Raw genomic sequence first — 14973 nt, 5'->3', positions numbered from 1 at the left:
CCTATCTATTCGGCGAAATCGCGGCAGTGAGCCGGGAATTGCGCTAGAATGCGACCACCTGGCTATGGCGTGTCGGACGGAGAGGTCTTTTGTCGATGCGTGGAAAAGTCGTTCTTTCATTGCTGGCGGTCGCCTGTGCGGGTGCGGCCTGGCTCTATCTGTCGCCGGACGCGCTGAACAAGGCTCAGCAGATCATCGGCGCAAAGCAGGTCGCCGCGACAGACAAGCCAGCGACCGGCAAGCCAGCCACCGAAAAGCCAGCGGCGGGGGACAAGGCGGCGGGTGGCGGCAACGGTGCCCGTTCGGCCTCGATCGTTTCGGCGACGGCGACGACCGCGGATTTCCCGATCCGCCGCTATGCCATCGGGTTCGTCTCCTCTCCGGCCGTGGTCAACATCAACGCGCGCGTCTCCAGCCAGATCGTGTCGATCGACGTCAAGGACGGGCAGATGGTGAAGGCGGGCGACCTCCTGTTCTCGCTCGACGACCGGGCGCTGAAGGCGCAACTCGCCAAGGACCAGGCAGCGCTTGCCAAGGACCAGGCGCTGCTCGCCAGCTCGAACTCCGACCTTCAGCGCGCCAAGGATCTTGTCGCCAAGCAGGCCGGTACGCAGCAGACCTACGATCAGGCCGTTGCCGCGCAGAAGGCGGCGGCGGCGACCGTCGATGCCGACAAGGCGACGATCGACGCCGACAATGTCCAGCTTGGCTTTGCCACCATCACCGCGCCGATCGCCGGCAGGCTGGGTGCCGTGAATGTCGCCGTCGGCGACCTCGTCACCGTCAGCAACGGCAACAGCAGCACGGCGACGCCACTGGTGACCATCACCCAGATGGACCCGCTGCAGGTCAACTTCAATCTGCCGGAAAGCAACCTTGCGCTGCTTCACAAGGCGCTCGCCAATCCACGGCAGAACGCGGTGACGTTGATCCAGAACGGCGACCCGACACCGATCGGCAAGGGCACGCTCGATTTCGTCGATTCCAGCGTCGACACCGCATCGGGCACGATCGCGACGCGGGCAAGCATTCCGAATGCCGATCTTTCGCTTTGGCCGGGCCAGTATGTGAATGTCGTGCTCGACGCCGGCCTCATGCCGCGGATGACCTCGGTTCCGACCGTGGCGGTGCAGCCCAGCCAGAAGGGGCCGTTCGTCTACGTGGTCAAGCCGGACAGCACTGTCGAGATGCGGCCGGTGCAGGTGGCGCTGACCGAAGGCGCAAACAGTGCCATCAGCCAGGGGCTGAAAAGCGGCGAGAAGGTCGTCACCGAGGGGCAGACAAGGCTGAAGAACGGCGCCGCGGTGCATGAAGGCAAGGCGGCCGCGCCCAAGGTGGCCGAGGCGACCAACGCCGGCGAGGCGGCCCAATGATCTCCGAATTCTGTATCCGCAGGCCGGTCGCCACCCTTCTGATGTCGTTCGCCCTCGTGCTGGGCGGACTGTTTGCCTACAAATTCCTGCCGGTGGCGGCACTGCCGAGCGCCGAATTCCCGGTCGTCAACGTCTCGGCCTCGCTGCCCGGGGCTTCGCCGGAAACCATGGCCACATCGGTGGCGACACCGCTGATCAAGCAGTTCGCGACCATCGCCGGCATCGATTCCATTTCGACCACCAACTCGCTCGGCCAGACCTCGATCGCCATCCAGTTCGTGCTCAACCGCAACATCGACGCGGCCGCCGCCGACGTCCAGGCGGCGATCGCGCGCACGCAGAAATCGCTACCGCCGCAGATGACCTCGCCGCCGAGCTACCGCAAGGTCAATCCGGCCGATGCGCCGATCCTCTTGATGTCGCTGGTCAGCGATACGGTTCCGCTCACCGATCTCGACGCCTTCGCCGAAAACGTCATCTCGCCGTCGCTGTCGACCATCGACGGCGTCGCGCAGGTCTCGATCTTCGGCCAGCAGAAATACGCGGTGCGCATCCAGATCGATCCGACCGCGCTTGCAGCGCGCGGCATCTCGATCGATCAGCTGCAGGCGGCGGTCGCGTCCGCCAACAGCAACACGCCGCTCGGCGTGCTGCAGAACAACAAGCAGCAGCTCACCATCACCGCCAACACGCAGCTTACCGACGCGGCCGGTTTCTCAAACCTCATCATCGCTACCAAGAACGGCCACCCGGTGCGGCTGGGCGAGGTGACCCGTGTCGTCGATTCGGTGCAGACCACCACGACCGCAAGCTGGTATGACGGTACCCGCGCGATCATCATGGCGGTGCAGCGCCAGCCGGACGCCAACACGGTCGACGTCGTCGACAAGGTCAAGGCGATGCTGCCGTCCTTCCAGGACCAGATGCCGGCCGCGGCCCAGATCAAGCTGCTCAACGACCGCTCGAGCTCGATCCGCCAGGCGGTCGACGACGTGCAGTTCACGCTGCTTTTGACCATCGCGCTGGTGGTGATGGTGATCTTCGTGTTCCTGCGTCGCGTCACGGCGACCATCATCCCGGCCGTAGCGGTGCCGATCTCGCTGATCGCCACGCTCGGCGCGATGTTCCTGTTCGGCTTTTCCATCGACAACATATCGCTGATGGGCCTGACGCTCGCCGTCGGCCTTGTCGTCGACGATGCCATCGTGATGCTCGAAAACATCTTCCGCCACATGGAGGAGGATGGGCTGTCGGCATTCGACGCGTCGCTGAAGGGCGCGCGCGAAATCGGTTTCACCATCATCTCGATCTCGATCTCGCTGGTGGCGGTGTTCATCCCGGTGCTTCTGATGGGTGGCGTGATCGGGCGCATCTTCAACGAGTTCGCCGTCGTGGTGACCGTCGCCATCCTGGCCTCCATGTTCGTGTCGCTGACGCTGACGCCGATGTTGTGCTCGCGGCTGCTGTCGGTCACCAAGGCCGACCGCGAGGCACATGGCGCTGGCCACAAGCGCGATTTCCTCACGCGCGGCTACGATCGGATTCTGAGCTTCTGCCTGCGGCACACCTTCCTGGTGTTCCTCGTCTTCGTCGGCACCGCGGCAGCCTCGGTGTGGCTGATCGAGGTTTCGCCGAAGGGTTTCTTCCCGCAAGAAGATATCGGCCAGATTTCGGTGACCACCATCGCGCGCCAGGACATTTCGTTCGACGCCATGGCCAAGCTGCAAGGGCAGGTGGCCAGCGTGTTCTCGAAGTCACCCTATGTCGACCATGTGGCGTGGTCGGCGGGCAGCGGTAACAATGCGCTGAACCAGGGACAGCTCTTCGTCCAGCTCAAGGGCAAGGACCAGCGTCCCGATATCGAGAAGGTGCTTGCGGATCTGCGCAAGCAACTGGCCGGCGTGGCGGGCATCGAGACTTACATGCAGCCGGTGCAGAATCTGCGGCTCGGCTCGCGCTCGTCGGCCAGTGCCTACCAGCTTGTGGTTCAGGGCCTCGATACCGGCCTGACGGATCAGTGGGCGCAGAAACTGAATGACGCGATGGCGGCCGACCACACGACCTTCACCGACGTCACCAGCGACCTGCAGAACAACGCCTTGCAGGCGACGCTGGTGGTGGACCGCGACAAGGCCGCCCAACTCGGTATCGACACCGACACGCTGCGCTCGGCGCTTTATGGCGGGTTCGGCACCGACCAGGTTTCAACGATCTTCGGCTCGGCCGACAGTTACGAAGTCATCGCCGAACTCGATCCCAAGATCGAATGGTCGCCGGAGCGGATGCTTGCCATCCAGATGCGGACGGCGAGCGGCAGCCTGGTGCCGCTCGGCGCCTTCGCCAGGGTCGACCGCACGGCCGGAGCCTTGACGGTTAACCAGCTCGGCCAGCTTCCGGCGGTGACGATCTCCTACAACCTGCCGCAGGGCGTGGCGCTGGGCGACAGTGTGAAACGCATCGACGCGCTGAAAGAGCAGATCGGCATGCCGACGGCGATCTCGACGACCTTCGCCGGCACCGCCAAGACCTTCCAGGATTCGCTTGCCAACCAGGGCCTGCTGGTCGGCGGCGCCATCCTGACCATCTATATCGTGCTCGGCATTCTGTATGAGAGCTTCATCCACCCGCTCACCATTCTGACCGGCCTGCCGTCGGCTGTGCTCGGGGCGGTTGTCGCCTTGCGCTTCGCCGGCATGGATTTGTCCGTCATCGCGGTGATCGGCATCCTGATGCTGATCGGCATCGTCAAGAAGAACGGCATCATGATGGTCGACGTCGCGCTTGAACTGCGACGAGAGGGCATGTCGGCCACCGATTCCATCCACAAAGCCTGCCTGATGCGGTTCAGGCCGATCATGATGACGACGCTGGCGGCACTGATGGGCACGTTCCCGATCGCGCTCGGCACCGGCGCCAGCGCGGAACTGCGCCAGCCGCTGGGCGTTGCCGTCGTCGGCGGCCTGCTCGCCTCGCAGGCGCTGACCCTGTTCGTGACACCGGTGATCTACGTCTACATGGAGAATTTCTCGGGCTGGCTGGTCGGACTCATGCCGAAGCGCAAGGCCGAGTTGCACCTGGTCGAAGAGGGCGACCAGCCCTCGCTGTTCGGCACCAATGACGACATCCCCGGTGAGCCGCAGAAGACCGCCGCCGAGTAGCAGGTCGCCACGCACCCAGTTCCGCTGGCCCAAGCCGTGATACTTGCGGCCGGCGGATCGGAACTTTAGTTTGCCGTCATGTCCCACGATCATGACCACGACAACGAACTCGATCCGTTTGCCGCGCGTGTGCGCGCGCTGGAAACCATCCTGACCCGCAAGGGGCTGATCGATCCGGCTGCGATCGACGTCATCGTAGATACCTACGAGACGAAGATCGGTCCGCGCAACGGCGCCCGGGTGGTGGCCAAGGCCTGGAGCGATCCCGCTTTTGCCGCGTGGCTGAGGCGCGACGCGACGGCGGCGATCGAATCGCTGAGCTATACCGGTCGGCAAGGCGAGCATATGCAGGCGGTGTTCAACACCGGGAATACCCACAACCTCGTCGTCTGCACATTGTGCTCCTGTTATCCGTGGTCGGTGCTTGGCCTGCCGCCGGTGTGGTACAAGGCGCCGCCCTACAGGTCGCGCGCGGTGATCGATCCGCGCGGCGTGCTCGAGGAGTTCGGGCTGGTGCTGCCGGCCGGGACGAAGATACGCGTCTGGGATTCGACGGCGGAACTGCGCTATCTCGTCGTGCCGATGCGACCGGAGGGAACCGAAGGCTGGAGCGAGGAGCGGCTGGCCGAGCTGGTGAGCCGCGATGCCATGATCGGCACGGCTCTGGCGAGTCACCCGGCATGAACGGGCCGCAGGATCTCGGCGGACAGATGGGTTTCGGGCCGGTCGCGCCCGAACGAGACGAGCCGTATTTCCATGCCGACTGGGAGAGGCGGGCGCTCGGCTTGACGCTCTGCGCCGGCGGCATGGGCGCCTGGAACATCGACGAGAGCCGGCACGCACGGGAATCGCTGCATCCGGCCGATTATTATGGCTCCAGCTACTATCAGATATGGATCAAGGCGCTTGAGATCTTGCTCAAGCGGCATGGTTTCGTCAGCGAGCGCGACCTCGGGGCGGGCGAGGCGATCGATCCGGCGGCGACACCCAAAAGAGTGCTGAAGGCGGAAAACGTTCCCGCTGTGCTGGCCAAGGGCGGTCCTTGCGATCGGCCGGTGGAGACAGCGCCACGATTCAAGGCCGGAGATTCGGTGCGGACGAAAAACTTCAACCCGACCGGCCATACCAGGCTGCCGCGCTATGCGCGCGACAAGCAGGGCACCATCGAGGCGGTGCGCGACGGCTTCGTCTTTCCCGACAGCAACGCGCATGGGCAGGGCGAGAATCCGCAATGGGTCTATACCGTGGTTTTCGATGGCACGGAAATCTGGGGCGAGGGCGCCGACCCGACACTGACCGTCTCGATCGACGCCTGGGAGAGCTATCTTGAGCCGGCCTGAAGCGAAGGGATCCGCCGCCAGTTTGCCCGCCGGCTTCGACGCACCGGTGTTCGCCGAGCCATGGCAGGCCGAAGCCTTCGCCATGACTGTGGCACTGCACGACAAGGGCCTGTTTTCGTGGAACGAATGGGCGGATGCCCTGTCAGCCGAGGTGAAGAAGCCGGATGCCGCGGCGGACGGCCATGACTATTACGAGCATTGGCTGGCGGCGCTGGAAGGGCTGCTCGCCTCCAAGGGGCTGGCTGCCAAGCCGGACGTCGATGCGATGGCGCGGGCCTGGGAGCGCGCCGCGCACGCCACGCCACACGGCAAGCCGATCCTGCTGGAGAACGATCCGCACGCTGCCAACTGAATTTTCGTTCCCTTTACGTTCTTGCCTGCGGCTGATAGCCTGAACCGCAGGGAAGTTCGCCACCGGCGTGTCGATGGTGGTGGCGGCGATCTTGTGTTTGCCTCGCGAATCCGGTCACACGATCAGATGGAATTTTCACCCCAACAAGATGAGGCGCTGCAAGCGGTCGCCCGCTGGCTGAAGACCGGCACGCCGCAGCTGTTCCGGCTGTTTGGCTATGCCGGCACCGGCAAGACGACGCTGGCGCGCTATTTCGCCGAACATGTCGACGGCCAGGTGCAGTTCGCAGCCTTCACCGGCAAGGCCGCCCAGGTGCTGCGCTCCAAGGGCGCGGTCAACGCCCGCACCATCCATTCGCTGATCTACCGGCCCAAGGGCGAGGAATCGGTGGCCGACGAGGTCACCGGCAAGACCTCGATGTCGCCAACCTTCTCACTCAACCGGCAGAGCCCGATCTCGCGCGCCAAACTGGTCGTCATCGACGAGTGCTCGATGGTCGACGAGCAGCTTGGCCGTGACCTGATGAGTTTCGGCACGCCGATCCTGGTGCTGGGCGACCCCGGCCAGTTGCCGCCGATCTCGGGTGGCGGCTTCTTCACCGACCATGAGCCAGACTTCCTGCTGACCGAGATCCACCGGCAGGCGCGCGACAATCCGATCCTGCGGCTGGCGCTCGATGTGCGCGAGGGCCGCGAATTCATGCGCGGCGACTACGGCACTGCGAAGGTGATCGGCAAGGAAGACGTCAACCAGGAACTGGTGCTGAGAGCGGACCAGGTGCTGGTCGGCACCAACCGCACGCGGCGGCGCTACAACCAGCGCCTGCGCGAGCTCAAGGGCTTCAATGCCGATTATCCGCAAGCCGGCGACAAGCTGGTGTGCCTGCGCAACGATCCCGCCAAGGGCTTGCTCAACGGCTCGCTGTGGAAGGTGATGACCTCGTCGCGCGAGACGGTCAAGCCCGGGATCAATCTTCTGGTTTCACCCGAGGAGGACGATCCGGATCGCGGCGTCGCGAAAATCAAGTTGCTGAAGGCGGCGTTCGAGGATCCGGACGCCGAAATCCCTTGGCAGCAGAAGAAGCGCTTCGACGATTTCGACTATGGCTATGCGCTGACGGTGCACAAGGCGCAGGGCTCGCAGTGGAACGAGATCGTGCTGTTCGACGAGAGCTGGGCCTTCAAGGAAACGCGCCAGCGCTGGCTTTACACAGCCATCACCCGGGCCGCCGAACGCCTGACCATCGTCAGGTAGAAAGGGGGTAGCCGGGAGAACCGTTTCATCCTCTTTCTGGAGCGGCGGTCGCCTCCTCACTCGTCGGCCGCGCGCCGAGCCATTCCCAGGCAGCGGCTTCGTCCTCGATCTTGAAATGCCTGAATTCGACGGGCGAGGAAGCCGGCAAGGCGTGTCGTGCGTTCGGCGTCCAGTCAGGGGCGCCGATCGCCGCGCAACGGCCAATATGTTCCAATGCATGGACGGCACCCTTCTTGATGGTCTCGTCCGAGATGTCGGCCCAGTCGACGCCCTCGTGATCGACTATGCGCACGGCCACGTCGATTTTCTGATGGAGCAAATAGGCCGCCTCCAGCAGGCCGAACAGGTTTTCGGCATCGGCGGCCGAGACATGGCCGACCACATCGATGGCAAAGAGGTCGTCGCGGCTGGTCTCGATGCGTCGGATCGCCGGCACGGATTGGAGGAAATTCAAGGTGGTGCCTCCCTTTCGTGGAGTATGTTGGTCTTCTGGAACACCGGAAAGGCCCTATCTGTTCCCGTCAAAGACGCTATAGATGCGCCGTCTCAAATGCGCCGTGCCGGAACGAATGAGCGTGGCGCGCCTCGATCGCCTGTTTCACGGACGCCAAACCATGCCAGCCAAGCTTTCCGTCAACCTCAACGCCATCGCCATGCTACGCAACCGGCGCGACCTGCCGTGGCCCAATGTGATCGCTGTCGGACGCCTCGCCCTTGCCGCCGGAGCGCATGGGCTGACGGTGCATCCGCGGCCCGACGAACGTCACACAAGGCATTCCGACCTGCCCGAGATCAGGGCGCTGATCGACGACGAGTTCCCGCAGGCGGAATTCAACATCGAGGGCTACCCAAGCGAGGATTTCCTGGCGCTGGTGGAGAAGCATCAGCCCGAACAGGTGACGCTTGTGCCCGACGATCCCTCCCAGGCAACCTCCGACCATGGCTGGAACTTCGTCACCGATGCGGCGTTGCTGACGCCGATCGTCAGACGCCTGAAGAAGGGTGGTTTCAGGGTCTCGCTGTTTTCCGATGCCGATCCCGCCGGCATGGCGGCCGCGCGCGACACGGGCGCCGATCGTATCGAACTCTATACCGGTCCTTATGGCAGCTACCATTCCGATTCGGGTAAGGCGGCCAAAGAACTGGAAAGATTGGGCAAAACCGCTGACGCGGCATTTGCCGCCGGTCTCCAGGTCAATGCCGGGCACGATCTGACGGTGGCCAATCTGCCCGCGCTGGCCAGGCGCATTCCGGCACTGGCCGAAGTGTCGATCGGACATGGGTTGACAGCCGACGCGTTGGAGTATGGCATGGCCGGAACGGTGGGCCGCTTCCTCAGGGCCTGCGGCTGGTAGGGGGTAGTGCTTCGTATTGGTATGGCAGCCATCGCGTGCATTTGATATCGTATCGCAGCATGCATAAAGCACCGCGCGCTTATCGGAGAGTGGTCGATGGCCCTTGCCAATAGCGGGAGCGAAGCTGAAACCGTCGAGCAATCGAGCCATGCCGGGGTCGAGCAGCACAGCACCAAGGTTCTCATGCTGGGCGCACTCGGCGTTGTCTATGGCGACATAGGCACAAGTCCGATCTACGCCTTTCGCGAGGCGCTTCACGCTTCGCCCGGCATCGATACGCGCGTTCACGTGCTTGGCGTGCTGTCGCTGATCGTCTGGGCGCTGACGATCATCGTGACCGTCAAATATGTTGCCTTCGTGCTTCGTGCCGACAACAAGGGCGAAGGCGGCACGCTGTCGCTGATGTCGTTGGCACGCAGCGCCTATCCCAAAGGCGCTCGACTGATTCTGGTGATCGGTCTTTGCGGCGCGGCGCTGTTTTTCGGCGATTCGATCATAACCCCGGCCATCTCGGTGCTGTCGGCGGTCGAAGGCCTCACCGTGGTGACCCCAACGCTCGACGCCTATGTCGTGCCGATCACGCTGGTCATCCTTGCCATCCTGTTCTCCGTGCAACGCTTCGGCACGGGAAAGGTGGCGGCGGTGTTCGGGCCGGTGACGGCGCTGTGGTTCCTGGCCATCGGCGTTGCCGGCATCTATCACTTGATGGACGATCCATCGATCCTGCTTGCCATCAATCCCTATTACGCGGTCATTTATCTGGCCAGCACACCGGCCGCCGCCTTTGTCACCGTCGGCGCCGTGTTCCTGGCGGTAACCGGGGCCGAGGCGCTTTATGTCGATCTCGGCCATTTCGGACGCAAGCCGATCGTGCTGGCATGGTTTTCCGTGGTTTTCCCCTGCCTGCTGCTCAACTATTTCGGGCAGGGCGCCTTTGTGCTCGCCAATGACGGAAAACCGACCAATCCGTTCTTCCAGATGCTGCCTGACTGGGCACTGATGCCGATGGTGGGACTTGCAACGGCCGCGACGGTCATTGCCAGCCAGGCGGTCATTTCAGGGGCTTTTTCGCTGACCCGCCAGGCGGTGCAGCTCAATCTTCTGCCGCGCATCGAGGTGCAGCATACCTCGGAAATGCAGTCCGGGCAGATCTACATGCCGCGCGTCAACCTGCTCATAGCAATGGGTGTGATGCTGCTGGTGGTCGGTTTCGGCAGTTCGAGTTCGCTGGCGTCCGCCTACGGCATCTCGGTGACCGGCGAAATGCTGATGACGACGATCCTGCTGTTCGTGGTGATGCGCAAGATGTGGAAATGGAAGCTGGCGCTCGCCCTGGCGCTGACCTTGCTGTTCGGCGTCATCGACAGCGGCTTCTTCCTGGCCAATGTCGTGAAGATCGTGGAAGGCGGCTGGGTCTCGATCACCGTTGCCTGCCTGATGGGACTGATCATGTGGACGTGGATACGCGGCACCCGCTATCTCTTCGACAAGACCCGCCGCAACGAAATCCCGCTCGATTTCCTCGCCGGCAATCTGCTGAAGAAGAAGCCGCAGCTGGTGTCCGGCACCGCGGTGTTCCTGACCAGCGATCCCTTGAGCGCGCCGACCGCCCTGATGCACAGCCTCAAGCACTACAAGGTGCTGCACGAGCAGAACGTCATCCTTTCGGTGGTGACCGCGCCGCAGCCCGTCGTGCCCGACAGCGAACGCGTCAAGATGGAGACGGTCAACGAGTTGTTCATGCGGGTGACGCTGACCTTCGGCTACATGGAACAGCCCAACATCCCGCGCGCGCTGGCGATCTGCCGCAAGCAGGGCTGGAAATTCGACATCATGACGACGTCGTTCTTCCTGTCGCGGCGGTCGCTGAAAGCCTCGCCCAATTCAGGCATGCCGGTGTGGCAGGACCGGCTGTTCATCGGACTGGCGCGCTCGGCGGCCGACGCGACGGAGTATTTCCAGATCCCGACCGGCCGCGTCGTTGAAATCGGCACGCAGGTCGCCATTTAACCGACGTGCTCGCCGGCCCGCAGGTTTTGCCATGGGTCCGGACATGAGCCCGCGAATGCCGCATTGACCGGCGTTCGCTCGAAGTCGCCCACAAGAAGCCGCGCGCTGCCAACATGAGTGCCATACCGTTACGGCACTTGATATTGCAGTGCAGCAAGCGTAGAGCACCGCGCGTTTATCGGAGTGTCGTACATGGCCCTTGCCAGTGCTGGTAATGAGGCAGAACCCGTCGACCAATCGAGCCATCCCGAAATCGAACAGCACAGCACCAAGGTGTTGATGCTGGGCGCGCTCGGCGTGGTCTATGGCGATATCGGCACCAGCCCGATCTATGCGTTTCGCGAGGCGCTGGTCGCGTCGTCGGGCGGGCAAGTTGCCGACCGTGGCGACATTCTTGGCGTTTTGTCGCTGATCATCTGGTCGCTGACGATCATCGTCACCATCAAATACATCATGTTCGTGCTGCGTGCCGACAATCGCGGCGAGGGCGGCGTGCTGTCGCTGATGGCGCTGGCGCGCGGCAGTTTTCCAAAGCGTTCGGCGCTGATGCTCGGCATCGGCATCGTCGGCGCCTCGCTGTTTTTCGGCGACGCCGTCATCACGCCGGCGATTTCGGTGCTGTCGGCGGTCGAGGGCATGAATGTCGTCACCCCCACCTTCCAACCTTACGTCGTGCCACTGACGCTGGTCATCCTCGCCATGGTGTTCGCGGTTCAGCGTTTCGGCACCGGTGGCGTCGGTCTGGTCTTCGGCCCGGTCACCGCGATCTGGTTCCTGGCCATCGGCCTTTCCGGTCTCAAGCACATCATCGCCGATCCGGAGATCCTGTGGGCGGTCAGCCCGCACTATATCGTCGCTTTCCTGATCCATTCGCCCGATGTGGCTTTCGTCACCATCGGCGCCATCTTCCTTGCCGTCACCGGCGCGGAAGCGCTTTACGCCGATCTCGGCCATTTCGGCCGCAAACCCATCGTGCTCGCCTGGCTCTCGATCGTGTTCCCCTGCCTGCTGTTGAATTATGCCGGGCAGGGCGCCTTCGTGCTGGCGAAGAACGGCGTGGTCGGCCATCCGTTCTTCGAAATGAACGAGGGTTGGGCACTGATCCCGATGGTGGTGCTGGCGACGGCGGCGACCGTCATCGCCAGCCAGGCGGTCATTTCAGGGGCTTTTTCGCTGACCCGCCAGGCGGTGCAGCTCAACATGCTGCCCAGGCTCCAAATCCTGCACACGTCGGAAAAGCAGTCCGGCCAGATCTACATGCCGCGCGTCAACCTGCTGCTGGCGCTGGTGGTGATGATGCTGGTGGTCGGCTTCGGCGAGTCCAGCAAGCTGGCCTCCGCCTACGGCATCTCGGTGACCGGCAACATGCTGGTGACGACGGTGCTGCTTTATGTGGTCATGACCCGTATCTGGAAGTGGAAGCTGTCGGTGGCGGTCCCGCTGACCGTGCTGTTCGCTTTCATCGATATCGGCTTCTTCGCCTCCAACATCGTCAAGGTGTTCGAAGGCGGCTGGGCGTCGCTGGTGGTGGCCTTCACCATCGTGCTGGGCATGTGGACCTGGGTGCGTGGCAGCCGCTATCTCTTCGACAAGACCCGCCGCAACGAAATCCCGCTCGATTTCCTCGCCGGCAATCTGCTGAAGAAGAAGCCGCAGCTGGTGTCCGGCACCGCGGTGTTCCTGACCAGCGATCCCTTGAGCGCGCCGACCGCCCTGATGCACAGCCTCAAGCACTACAAGGTGCTGCACGAGCAGAACGTCATCCTTTCGGTGGTGACCGCGCCGCAGCCGGTCGTGCCCGACAGCGAACGCGTCAAGATGGAGACGGTCAACGAGTTGTTCATGCGGGTGACGCTGACCTTCGGCTACATGGAACAGCCCAACATCCCGCGCGCGCTGGCGATCTGCCGCAAGCAGGGCTGGAAATTCGACATCATGACGACGTCGTTCTTCCTGTCGCGGCGGTCGCTGAAAGCCTCGCCCAATTCAGGCATGCCGGTGTGGCAGGACAGGCTGTTCATCGGACTGGCGCGCACGGCGGCCGACGCGACCGAATATTTCCAGATCCCGACCGGGCGTGTGGTAGAAATCGGCACGCAGGTGGCGATCTGACGAGGTCGATCGCCTCGGCCTGACGGAGAGGTGGCCATGGGCGGCGAATTGGTGCTTGTCACCGGCGGATCGGGTTTCCTCGGCGCGCACTGTATTCTTGCCCTGTTGAAGGCGGGCTATCGCGTGCGCACGACGGTGCGCTCCGCCAGGCGTGAAGCCGACGTTATCGCCATGCTCGAGGCCGGCGGCGGCGAGCCGGGCGACAGGCTTTCCTTTGCCATCGCCGACCTCATGAGCGATGCCGGCTGGCCCGACGCTGTCGCCGGCTGCGACTATGTCCTGCATGTCGCGTCACCATTTCCGCCCGGCGCGCCGAAGCATGAGGACGACCTAATCATCCCGGCTCGCGAAGGCGCGTTGCGCGTGCTCAGGGCGGCGCGAGACGCTGGCGTCAAACGCGTCGTGCTGACCTCGTCCTTCGCCGCCATCGGCTATGGCAAGATGCCGCCCGGCGGCCGGCCTTTCACCGAGGAGAGTTGGACCGATCCGACGGCCAAGGTCAGCGCCTATGTGAAATCGAAGACGCTCGCTGAGCGCGCGGCTTGGGATTTCATCGCCGCCGAGGGTGGCAAGCTGGAGTTGGCCGTCGTCAATCCGGTCGGCATTTTCGGACCGGTGCTCGGGTCCGACCATTCGACCTCCACCGAATTTGTTCAGCGCATGATGAACGGTGCGATGCCTGGGTTGCCGCGCCTGTCGTTCGGCGTGGTCGACGCGCGCGACGTGGCGGACCTGCATGTGCGCGCAATGACCAATCCCGCCGCCAGTGGCGAGCGCTTCCTGGCCGTTGCTGGCGATTTCATGACCGTGCGGGAGATCGCCCAGACGGTGAAAACGCGGCTCGGCGCGGCCGCCTCGCGGGTCACGACCCGGGAGCTTCCCGATTGGTTGGTGCGGGTGGTGGGGCTGTTCAACGCGGAAGCCGCGCAACTCGTGACGGAACTCGGCAAGGTCAAGAACGCCACCAACGCCAAGGCGGTGCGCATGCTCGGCTGGGCGCCGCGCTCGCGCGAGGACGCGCTGGCCGCCACCGCCGAAAGCCTGGTCCGGCTCGGGCTGGTCAAGACCCCGAAATAGCGCGGCGGGAGAAAGAACTTCCCGCCGCGCTGACATCAACCCGCCAGTGCGGCCTTGTTGGCCTCGAGGAACTGCTTCAGCGGTACCGATTTCCGACCGGAAAGTGTCTCGACCGAATCCGTTACCATGCCAAGGTCGCCGGCGCGCGTGGCGGCGTCGAAGGACACCAGGAGCCTGGCGATCGGCTCGGGCAGCCCGGCTGCCTTCATGCCTTCGGTCAGCGCTTCATCGGAGAGCTGGACGACCTGGATCGGCTTGCCTGTGACTTCGGTGACGAGCACGGCGACTTCGGCTGATGTGTAGGCCTCGGGGCCAGTCAGCGTGTAAGTCGTGCTTTCGGTGTTATCCGAAGCCAGCCCCGCAGCTATGGCCGCGGCGAGGTCGTCACGCGCGCCATAGGAAATCGCGCCGTCGGCCGCCGACGTATACCATTGGCCCGATGCGAGGATTTGCGGCATCGCCATGAACAGGTTCTCGTCGTACCAGCCGTTGCGGAAGATCGTGTAGGGAATGCCGCTGGCCTTGATCGCCTGCTCGGTGTCGTAATGATCGGGGGCAAAGAGCACGGCGGAACCGGGTTCGGTGTTGGGCAACGAGGTGTAAAGCAGGTGGCCAACGCCAGCCTGCCTGGCCGCCGCGACGGCGGCAAGCTGCTGCTCGCGCCGCTTTCCCCGGATCGCCAGCTCGTTGGTCGAAATGATGAGCGCCCGGTCGGCGCCCGCGAAGGCTTGGGCAAGCGAGGCCCGATCGTCGAAATCGGCCCCGCGAACGGTGACGCCGCGCGCCGACAGGTCGGCAAGATTGGCGGGCGTGCGGGTCGTGGCGATGATCCGGGCCGCCGGCACCTCGAACGTGTCCAGCAGATGGTTGATGACGCTGCGGCCGAGCTGGCCGGACGCGCCGGTGACGAGAAGAATTGCGGTCATGGGGGATCCTGACATT

General features: G+C 63.9%; 12 protein-coding genes. 10 read left to right on the top strand and 2 right to left on the bottom strand.

Features of this window, described 5'->3' with window-relative positions; translation table 11 throughout:
- Window positions 1-95 precede the first annotated feature (95 nt).
- The 6 genes from LB557_RS21770 to LB557_RS21745 all read left to right on the top strand — a co-directional run bounded on the left by LB557_RS21770 (window position 96) and on the right by LB557_RS21745 (window position 7477).
- Window positions 96-1373: an efflux RND transporter periplasmic adaptor subunit gene (locus LB557_RS21770; RefSeq protein ID WP_224643548.1), complete on the top strand. Its 1278-nt coding sequence runs from the start codon at window positions 96-98 to the stop codon at window positions 1371-1373.
- On the top strand, window positions 1370-4531 hold the full coding sequence (locus tag LB557_RS21765) for an efflux RND transporter permease subunit (RefSeq protein WP_224643549.1): 3162 nt from the start codon (window positions 1370-1372) through the stop codon (window positions 4529-4531). The genes LB557_RS21770 and LB557_RS21765 overlap by 4 nt, the downstream gene beginning before the upstream one ends.
- A gap of 78 nt (window positions 4532-4609) precedes the next feature.
- Window positions 4610-5215 (top strand): nitrile hydratase subunit alpha, encoded by a 606-nt coding sequence (gene nthA / locus LB557_RS21760; RefSeq protein WP_015317297.1) that lies wholly within the window; start codon window positions 4610-4612, stop codon window positions 5213-5215.
- Complete coding sequence (gene nthB / locus LB557_RS21755) at window positions 5212-5871, top strand: nitrile hydratase subunit beta (protein ID WP_140615756.1); 660 nt, start codon at window positions 5212-5214, stop codon at window positions 5869-5871. Before nthA ends, nthB begins: the two co-directional genes overlap by 4 nt.
- The gene (locus tag LB557_RS21750; RefSeq protein ID WP_015317299.1) at window positions 5858-6223 is read left to right on the top strand and encodes a nitrile hydratase accessory protein; all 366 of its coding nucleotides are present in this window, start codon (window positions 5858-5860) and stop codon (window positions 6221-6223) included. The genes nthB and LB557_RS21750 overlap by 14 nt, the downstream gene beginning before the upstream one ends.
- A gap of 126 nt (window positions 6224-6349) precedes the next feature.
- Complete coding sequence (locus tag LB557_RS21745) at window positions 6350-7477, top strand: ATP-dependent RecD-like DNA helicase (protein WP_140714693.1); 1128 nt, start codon at window positions 6350-6352, stop codon at window positions 7475-7477.
- A gap of 25 nt (window positions 7478-7502) precedes the next feature.
- Here LB557_RS21745 and LB557_RS21740 read toward each other — a convergent pair whose 3' ends face one another.
- Window positions 7503-7931: an STAS/SEC14 domain-containing protein gene (locus LB557_RS21740; RefSeq protein ID WP_015317301.1), complete on the bottom strand. Its 429-nt coding sequence runs from the start codon at window positions 7929-7931 to the stop codon at window positions 7503-7505.
- A gap of 160 nt (window positions 7932-8091) precedes the next feature.
- On the opposite strand from LB557_RS21740, the gene LB557_RS21735 reads away from it, so the two are divergent.
- The 4 genes from LB557_RS21735 to LB557_RS21720 all read left to right on the top strand — a co-directional run bounded on the left by LB557_RS21735 (window position 8092) and on the right by LB557_RS21720 (window position 14031).
- Window positions 8092-8832 (top strand): pyridoxine 5'-phosphate synthase, encoded by a 741-nt coding sequence (locus LB557_RS21735; protein ID WP_140724207.1) that lies wholly within the window; start codon window positions 8092-8094, stop codon window positions 8830-8832.
- A 96-nt stretch (window positions 8833-8928) separates the two neighbouring features.
- A complete protein-coding gene (locus tag LB557_RS21730) occupies window positions 8929-10842 on the top strand; it encodes a potassium transporter Kup (RefSeq protein ID WP_224643550.1) in 1914 nt (637 codons plus the stop codon).
- Window positions 10843-11034: 192 nt separating this feature from the next.
- A complete protein-coding gene (locus LB557_RS21725) occupies window positions 11035-12954 on the top strand; it encodes a potassium transporter Kup (RefSeq protein ID WP_015317304.1) in 1920 nt (639 codons plus the stop codon).
- A 36-nt stretch (window positions 12955-12990) separates the two neighbouring features.
- A complete protein-coding gene (locus LB557_RS21720) occupies window positions 12991-14031 on the top strand; it encodes an SDR family oxidoreductase (RefSeq protein WP_140724100.1) in 1041 nt (346 codons plus the stop codon).
- A gap of 35 nt (window positions 14032-14066) precedes the next feature.
- Here the strand turns inward: LB557_RS21720 and LB557_RS21715 are convergent, their stop codons facing one another.
- A complete protein-coding gene (locus tag LB557_RS21715) occupies window positions 14067-14957 on the bottom strand; it encodes an SDR family oxidoreductase (protein WP_140615764.1) in 891 nt (296 codons plus the stop codon).
- Window positions 14958-14973 lie beyond the last annotated feature (16 nt).

The sequence above is a fragment of the Mesorhizobium sp. BR115XR7A genome, from assembly GCF_020165315.1.
Taxonomy (GTDB): domain Bacteria; phylum Pseudomonadota; class Alphaproteobacteria; order Rhizobiales; family Rhizobiaceae; genus Mesorhizobium; species Mesorhizobium australicum.
Note: the sequence above shows the minus strand (reverse complement) of the source record. Positions and strands in the feature narration are given on the sequence as shown.